Annotated in this window: 1 pseudogene; it reads right to left on the bottom strand. The window is 44.2% G+C overall.

Annotation, left to right across the window (positions count from 1 at the left end):
• Positions 1-126: 126 nt before the first annotated feature.
• Positions 127-864 (bottom strand): annotated as a pseudogene (locus tag ACFINC_RS10200) (phage portal protein); the annotation flags it as partial.

Genomic DNA, 864 nt, shown 5'->3' on the forward strand with positions numbered 1-864 from the left:
TTACTCTCAACGTTTTCGACCTCGTAATCACTCTCAAAAGAGCTCTCATCATCAAATACCGGTGCACCAACCCTGTAATCTTCATTCATAGCTTCGTTCATTTCTGCATTCATTCTTTCACCTCTCTCAAATATGCATGCCTCTGTGCAATGCTATTCTCTCTCGCATAATCTGATTGTGTGCTTGTTCATTGAGAAGCTTCTGACGTTCAATGTCATGCCTCTGTTGCATCATTTCGGCTTCCAATTCCGCTCTCTTCTGACGCATGAACAATTCAATCTGCTTTTGTTGCAAATCCATCTGTTGCATCTGGCTTTTAGTCGCCATATCCTGCTGCTTTTCTTGCAACTTCATTTCCTGTTCGGGATCCATCTGCTGTTGTTGGGCTTGTTGTGCCATTTGCTGCTGTTGCATCTTCTCACTCACACGATTGAGTAATGACGCAGGCAAGGGTGAGTAACGAAGCAAATCAAGCATAATATCCGGTGTTACGGCATTTTGAAGCAACGGTAATAATTGCGTGATAATGCCAAAGGTACGCTCTTTCTCATTCGGGCTGGTTGGAGCATCATCCACCACAATGTCATAATCAACACTCATCACCGCTTCACGCGTCAAGGGAATATATTGCGCATTCTCCTCACCCGATATCCGTACCAAACGACCATCAGACAAATAATTCTGTATCAGATGCAAAATAATCTTACCCTGCCGCTTGCGATACAAACGCAAACCATCAAACAGACAAGCTAGCAGGTTAAGACTGGATTGACGCCGTTGTGCCTCTAAAATCCCCGCTTGTGAGACTTCTCTCGTCCCTATAAACTCAGGCGATAAACCCGTAACTTGATTAATCGCTTCCTT

It is taken from the genome of Bartonella sp. AP58NXGY (assembly GCF_042195785.1).
Lineage (GTDB): Bacteria > Pseudomonadota > Alphaproteobacteria > Rhizobiales > Rhizobiaceae > Bartonella.